Origin of the sequence: Muricoccus nepalensis (genome assembly GCF_006438825.1) — a bacterium.
Taxonomy (GTDB): domain Bacteria; phylum Pseudomonadota; class Alphaproteobacteria; order Acetobacterales; family Acetobacteraceae; genus Roseomonas; species Roseomonas nepalensis.
In genome coordinates, this window is sequence record NZ_RCZP01000038.1 from 44,299 (window position 1) to 50,912 (window position 6,614).

Consider the following 6,614-nt stretch of genomic DNA (forward strand, 5'->3'; position numbering starts at 1 on the left):
CGCCCCCACCCTTCCACCATGCGCGCCCTCTCCGCCGTGGTCCTCCCCGCCCTGCTCCTCGCCGCGGCGCCGGGCCTCGCCCAGCTCGTGCCCGACCCCGGCAAGCCCGCCCCGGCCGGCCCGCGCGGCGCCCCGCCGCCCACCGCCGCGCCTCCGGGCCAGATTCCGGGCCAGATTCCGGGCCAGATCCCCGGCCAGCCCCCCGGCCTCGCCGGCAAGCCCCCGCCGCTCTACGACCTGCCGGACCCCGCGCCCGCCCGCCCCGGCCCGCCCTCGGCGCCCCCCTCGGGCGCCCAGCCGGGCAGCGACCCCGCCCCGCGCCCGCCCGCCGGCAAGCCCCCGCCGCTGGCCCCCGGCGAGCGCCCCGGCGCCCCGCAGCGCGAGGTCTCCTCCGGCACCGGCTTCATCATCGGCGACCGCCAGGCGCTGACCAACGACCACGTCGTGCGCGACTGCCGCTCCATCCGCGCCCGCAACGCGGAGGGCCGCGACATCCCCGTCACCGTCCGCGTGCGCGACGCCAACCGCGACCTCGCCCTCCTCGAGTTCCGCGAGGCCGCCGGCCCGCCGCTGACCTTCCGCAGCGGCCCCGACGTGCGGCGCGGCGAGGCGGTGATGACCTACGGCTTCCCGCTCGCCGGCATGCTCGCCTCGGGCCCGACGCTCACCACCGGCGACGTCTCGGCGCTCGCCGGCCTCGCCGACAACCGCATGCACTTCCAGATCAGCGCGCCCGTGCAGCCCGGCAACTCCGGCGGCCCGCTGCTCGACCTCGCGGGAAACGTGGTCGGCATCATCACGAGCAAGCTCAACGCCCAGCGCGTGGCCCAGCGCATCGGCGACATCCCGCAGAACGTGAACTTCGCGGTGAAGGGAGAGGAGGTCCTCGGCTTCCTCCGCGAGAACCGCGTCCGCCCCCGCACCGCCAGCAGCGGCGCCCCGCACACGGCCGTGGAGGTCGGCGAGGCCGTCCACCCCTCCGTCCTCTTCCTCCGCTGCCTCGGCTAGGCGCGCCCCTCAGCCCCGCCGCGCCGCGGCGGCCACCTCCTGGGTAAAGGCGCGGGCATCGGCAACCGGCGCCCCGCGCCGCGGCATCGTCACCTGCACCCGCAGGAAGCGCCCGGCCACCACGCCGACGCAGACTTGCCGCTCCACCTGGTTCCGCCCGAAGGTGCCCGTCAGCAGCGCGCAGGACAGGTCCCCGCCCGGAACCGCCAGCGGCGAGCGGGACGCAACGGCGAGCTGCCGCCCCGTCCGGTCGAAGGGCAGCGCCGTCGCCTCCGAGACCGCGCGCTCCGCCTCCGGCCCGAGATCCGCCGGCTCCACCGCGGGCCGGCCGAGGTCGTAGAGGAAGACCTGCGCCACGGCCACGCGCCGCGCCGTCGCGTACTCCACCACCTTCCCCGCGCCGGGGTCCTCGGGCGCCACGTCCTGCACCCCGAAGCGGTCGAACCCCGCGGCCTGCGCCGGCAGCCGCGCCAGCACGGCCTCCGCCGGCGCGCGGGTGGAGGGCGCCGCCGGCCCCTCCGGCACCGCGCAGCCCGCGAGCGCGATCAGCGCCGCGCCCGCCAGCCCGAGCAGGCCCCCGGCGGGGCGGAAGCCCTCGCTCCCGGCGGGGCGAAAGCTCATCCCCTCAGTGCGCCGCGGCATTGTGCGGCGCCGGCAGCGGCAGGCCGAGGTTCAGCGTGGCGTTGGAGATCACCAGCCCCTCCCAGAGCAGCTCGAGCCCGATATAGGCGATGAGCGCCACGCCGAGGTAGGCGATCCACTTGTAGCGATCGAGCACCCGCGCCAGCAGCCCGCCGAGAAGCCCCATCATCACGATGGAGATCGCGAGGCCGACGATCAGCAGCGTCACGTTCGACCGCGCGACGGCGGCGACCGCGAGCACGTTGTCGAGGCTCATCGACACGTCCGCGACGATGATCTGCCACAGCGCCGCCATCAGCGTCTTGTCGTGGTGCGCGTGCCCCTCGGTCTCCTCCTCCTTGGCCGACTTGCGCAGTTCGATGAGGAAGTTGACGGCGATGTAGAGCAGCGCGAGGCCGCCCACGATGTCGATCCACCAGAGCGCGAGAAGCTGCTGCGCGATGAGCGAGAAGACGATCCGCAGCACCGCCGCCGCCGCGATGCCGAAGAGCACCGCCTTGTTCCGCTGGCTCTCCGGCAGCCCCGCCGCCGCGAGGCCGATCACCACCGCGTTGTCGCCCGACAGGATGATGTTGAGCCACATGATCTCTAGGAGCTGCGGCAGCGCACCGGTGATCTCTTCCATGAACCTCTCCACGCGCGGGCAACGCGGCCCGCAGCGCCGGGGGGCGCGCGGGCCGGGGCCTCTCGTTGACTAGGGCCCTTGGGCGATCGCCGCCCGCAAGGCAGTGGCCCGCCGCCGCGGGACGCTCCCGCGCGGCACGGGCCGGCGCGGCGGAACCTAGATCAGCCGACCCGCGGGGCAAAGCAACCGAAGGGCGCCGCGCGGGCGCCCCCCGGCCTCATGGATGAACTGTAACCAGGGCGTCATGTCCCCGGCCGTCCCGCCTCCCCGCCCCGCGTCGCGCCCCGCACGAGGTCGGTGATGAAGGCCACCACCGCCGAGAAGACCACGATCTGCAGGATCGTCGCCCCCACCCAGAGCCAGGCCGGGAAGGTCCCGGGCAGCGCGAGGTAGCCGAGCGGCAGCAGCAGGTAGGCGTAGGCGTCCGGCACCTTCTGCGTCACCTCGTGCGTGCCCGACAGGATCATGTCGGCCGCGACGTAGAGGATGATCAGCAGCCCGATCCAGGCGATCCAGCGGTACTGCTCGAGCAGCCGCGCGATGAAGTTCGCGGCCACCCCCATCAGCACGACCGAGATCGCGAGCCCGACGATGAGCACCTCGAGGTGGTCCTTCGCCGCGCCGGCCACCGCCAGCACGTTGTCGAGGCTCATGGAGATGTCGGCGACGAGGATCTGCACGATCGCCTGGCGCAGCGTCTTCTTCCGCGGCCCCGCCTCCGCCGCCTCGCCGTCGGCCAGCGCGGCCGGCGCGTGCGCGCCGTGGTCCTCCGCGTGCCCGTGCGGGCGCCGCAGCTCGCGGAACATCTTCCAGCACACCCAGAGCAGCAGCACGCCGCCCGCGAGCGTGATGCCGACGATCGCGAGAAGCTGCGTCGTGATGGCCGCGAAGCCGATGCGCATGATCGTCGCGGCGCCGATCCCCCAGAGGATCGCCTTGCGCCGCTGCTCCGCCGGCAGCCCCGCCGCCGCCATGCCGACCACGATGGCGTTGTCGCCGGCCAGAACAAGGTCGATCAGAAGGACCTGCCCGAGGGCGATCAACCAATCCGCTCCCATCGCCGCTGCGTCTCCCATCCGCCCCGTCGCGGGCGCGGTCCCGAGTGATGCGCCCGCCAGCCCGGCCCGCCGGACCGGCAACGCGCCGGCCGCGCCCTCGCGGCCTGCCGGGAGCACCGCCCCGGCAGGCCGCGCTTAAACAATTCGCAATGCCACGGCAACACTCGATGCCCGCCCCGCCCCGCCCGCCGCGGCGAGGTTGACGCCGGGACGCCCCCCGGATACCGGCCGCCCTCGCCCCGCCGCCCCCAAACCCCGCCCCAAGCCCCGCCCGCAAGCCCCGCCAGGAACGCCCCGATGGTCCCGCGCTACACCCGCCCCGAGATGGCCGCCATCTGGTCCCCCGAGGCCCGCTTCCGCATCTGGTTCGAGATCGAGGCGCTCGCCGCCGAGGCCATGGCCGAGGGCGGCACCATCCCCGCCGAATCCGCGCGCGCCATCCGGCGCGAGGGCGACGCCCGCATCGCCGCCATGACCGAGGCCGACCTAGCCCGCATCGACGAGATCGAGCGCGTCACCCGCCACGACGTCATCGCCTTCCTCACCTGGCTCGGCGAGACCCGCCCCGACGGCTCCGGCATGGGCGAGCACGCCCGCTTCATGCACCAGGGCATGACGAGCTCCGACGTGCTGGACACCGCGCTCAACCTCCAGCTCGTCCGCGCCGCCGACCTGCTGCTCGCCGACCTCGACGCGCTGCTGGCCGCGCTCCGCCGCCGCGCCGAGGAGCACGCGCTGACCCCCACCATCGGCCGCTCCCACGGCATCCACGCCGAGCCCACCACCTTCGGCCTCAAGCTCGCCGGCCACTGGGCCGAGTTCGCGCGCGGAAGGAAGCGCCTCCTCGCCGCCCGCGAGGAAGTGGCGACGGCCGCCGTCTCCGGCCCTGTCGGCACCTTCGCCTCCGTCACCCCGGCCGTGGAGGCGCACGTGGCCGCGAAGCTCGGCCTCCGCCCCGAGCCCGTCTCCTCCCAGGTCATCCCGCGCGACCGCCACGCCGCCTATTTCTGCGCGCTGTCCGTCATCGCGAGCAGCCTCGAGCGCCTGGCCACCGAGGTCCGCCACCTCCAGCGCAGCGAGGTGCGCGAGGCCGAGGAGTACTTCCACCCGGGCCAGAAGGGCTCCTCCGCGATGCCCCACAAGCGCAACCCCGTGCTGTCGGAGAACCTCACCGGCCTCGCCCGCCTCGTCCGCGGCTACGCCATGCCGGCGCTCGAGAACGTCGCCCTCTGGCACGAGCGCGACATCAGCCACAGCAGCGTCGAGCGCGTGATCGGCCCCGACGCCACCATCGCCCTCGACTTCGCCCTCACCCGCGCGGCCGGCATGGTTGACAAGCTCACGGTCTACCCCGACCGCATGCGCGCCAACCTCGAGAGCCTCGGCGGCGTCGTCCACAGCGGCAAGGTCCTCCTCGCCCTCACCCAGGCCGGCATGTCGCGGGAAGACAGCTACGCGACCGTCCAGCGCTCGGCCATGGCCACCTGGGAGAACCTCGGCCAGCCCGGCGGCCGCAGCTTCCGCGACAACCTCCTCCAGGACCCCGCCGTCACCCGCCTCATCGCCCCCGCCGACCTCGACGGCGTCATGGACCCGGCCCGCGACTTCACCCATGTCCGGGACACCCTCGCCCGCGTCTTCGCGGAAGCGTGAAGCCCGGCCGCCGCAATGCGGCGCCCCCCGCCACCGTTCTGCCGGGAAGCGAGCCCAACGTCGCGCCGATCCCGCCAGAAGGGCGGCGCAGGAAGGAGGCCGGAACCATGACCGAACCCACCCGCAACCGCTCCCGCCCGGCCGCCGCCCCGCGGCCCGGCGCCGCGGCCCTCGGCGCCCTCGCCCTGCTCGGGGCCGCCGCCCTGGTGGCGCCCGCCGCGGCGGCGCCCGCGGCCCTGCCCGCGCCGGCCGCGCTAACGGCCACGCCGGTCCAGTACTACTACGTCCCGCCGCCCCGTTATTACGGCCCGCCGCCGCCCCCGCCGCCCGCCTACTACCGCCCGCGCTACTGGCACCGGCCGCCGCCGGTCTACTACGCGCCGGTCCCGCCGCCCCCGCCCCGCTACTACGCGCCGCGCCCGGGCTACGGCTACTACCGCTACTGACCGCGCCGCCCCGGCGGGCGGACCTCCCCCGGGAGGGCCGCCCGCCGGCATTGACCCGGCGGCCCGCCGCCGGGACACTCCGGCCGTGATCAACCGGCCGCCGCGCAGCTCTCTCGCCACCGCCCTCGGCCTCGCGCTCGGCACCGCCCTGGCCCTCGCCCCCCCGGCCGGCCGGGCCCAGCCCGCCATGCCCCCCGCCGGCGAGGCCCCCGACCCGGCCCCGCCCGCCCCCCTCCCCAGCTTCACCCCCGCCGCCGCTCCCTCCGATCCCGGCGCCTCAACGGCCTGCCCCCCGCCCGCGTCCCTCTCCGGAGCGGAAGCACCCCCCGACGCCCTCGCCGCGGCCCTCTGCGCCGACCCCGCCGCCCGCCTCGCGGACCGCCGCCGCGCCCAGGCCTACCGCGTCCTCCACGACCAGCTCCCCCCCGCCCAGAAGCCCGGCCTCGAGGCCGACGCGCGCTCCTTCGCGGCCTTCCTCGCGGCCACCTGCGCCCGCGAGGGCCCGGACGCCGCCTGCCTCGCCCGCGCCCACGCGGCCAAGCGCGAGGACCTGCGCCGCTGGCTCCTGCCCGAGGCCCGCGAGGAGGCGGACCGCGACCCCGCCGAGGCCGAGGCCCTCGACCGCCGCCTCGCCGCCCGCGGCATCCCCGCCGAGCCCCCGGCCCGCCGCCGCGAGGCCATCGCCGCCCTCCAGCGCGCCGCCGGCCTCCCCCCCAGCGGCTTCCTCGACGCCCGCACCGCCGCCGCCGCCGAGCCCCCGCGCCCCGCGCCCGCCCCGGCCCCCGGCCTGCCCGCCGGCGCCTTCTGGTCCCCGGCCCTCCCCGCCCTGCTGCAGGAGAGCTACGCCCTCACGACCTGCGCCGAGCCCACCCTCACCTGGCTCGGCCGCGGCCTCCTCCTCGGCGGCCGGCCCCTGCCCGGCGAGTCCGGCTACGAGATCTACGGCCACGAGGGCCCGCAGGGGGACCAGGTCTTCCTCGTCCCCCGCGGCGGCACCCCGCGCGTCGTCGAGGTCCGGCGCGACGGCACCCTCCGCCTCTCCGGCACCATCCCCCCGGCGCTGGCCGAGCGCGGCGTCACCCCCGAGACCGCGCTCCAACGCTGCGAGGCCGCGCCCGCCCCGGTCCCCCCGCCCGCCCGCACCCGCCCCGGCGGCGAGAGCCGCGCCCCCGCCCCGCGCGC

At 76.6% G+C, this 6,614-nt stretch carries 6 protein-coding genes and 1 pseudogene; 4 read left to right on the forward strand and 3 right to left on the reverse strand.

Annotated features, from left to right (window positions below; genetic code table 11):
• The first annotated feature begins 18 nt into the window (after positions 1-18).
• Positions 19-1,008, forward strand: coding sequence for a S1C family serine protease (locus EAH89_RS24530; protein WP_140886342.1), 990 nt, complete (start codon positions 19-21; stop codon positions 1,006-1,008).
• Positions 1,009-1,017: 9 nt separating this feature from the next.
• Here EAH89_RS24530 and EAH89_RS24535 read toward each other — a convergent pair whose 3' ends face one another.
• From EAH89_RS24535 to EAH89_RS24545, 3 genes and pseudogenes are all read right to left on the reverse strand, one after another.
• Positions 1,018-1,629, reverse strand: a complete 612-nt coding sequence (locus EAH89_RS24535; RefSeq protein WP_140886343.1) for a hypothetical protein — start codon at positions 1,627-1,629, stop codon at positions 1,018-1,020.
• A gap of 4 nt (positions 1,630-1,633) precedes the next feature.
• Positions 1,634-2,275 carry a TerC family protein gene (locus EAH89_RS24540; protein WP_140886344.1) on the reverse strand — a complete coding sequence of 214 codons (642 nt, stop codon included), beginning with the start codon at positions 2,273-2,275 and terminating at the stop codon, positions 1,634-1,636.
• A 425-nt stretch (positions 2,276-2,700) separates the two neighbouring features.
• Positions 2,701-3,351, reverse strand: a pseudogene (locus EAH89_RS24545) (TerC family protein); the annotation flags it as partial.
• A 279-nt stretch (positions 3,352-3,630) separates the two neighbouring features.
• Between EAH89_RS24545 and purB the strand changes: the two are divergent.
• The 3 genes from purB to EAH89_RS24560 all read left to right on the forward strand — a co-directional run.
• Positions 3,631-4,986 (forward strand): adenylosuccinate lyase, encoded by a 1,356-nt coding sequence (gene purB, locus EAH89_RS24550; RefSeq protein ID WP_140886345.1) that lies wholly within the window; start codon positions 3,631-3,633, stop codon positions 4,984-4,986.
• Between the two features lie 107 nt (positions 4,987-5,093).
• Positions 5,094-5,432, forward strand: coding sequence for a hypothetical protein (locus EAH89_RS24555; RefSeq protein WP_140886346.1), 339 nt, complete (start codon positions 5,094-5,096; stop codon positions 5,430-5,432).
• A gap of 85 nt (positions 5,433-5,517) precedes the next feature.
• Positions 5,518-6,614, forward strand: a 1,097-nt coding sequence (locus tag EAH89_RS24560; RefSeq protein ID WP_140886347.1) for a peptidoglycan-binding domain-containing protein, incomplete at its 3' end; no start/stop codon positions are given.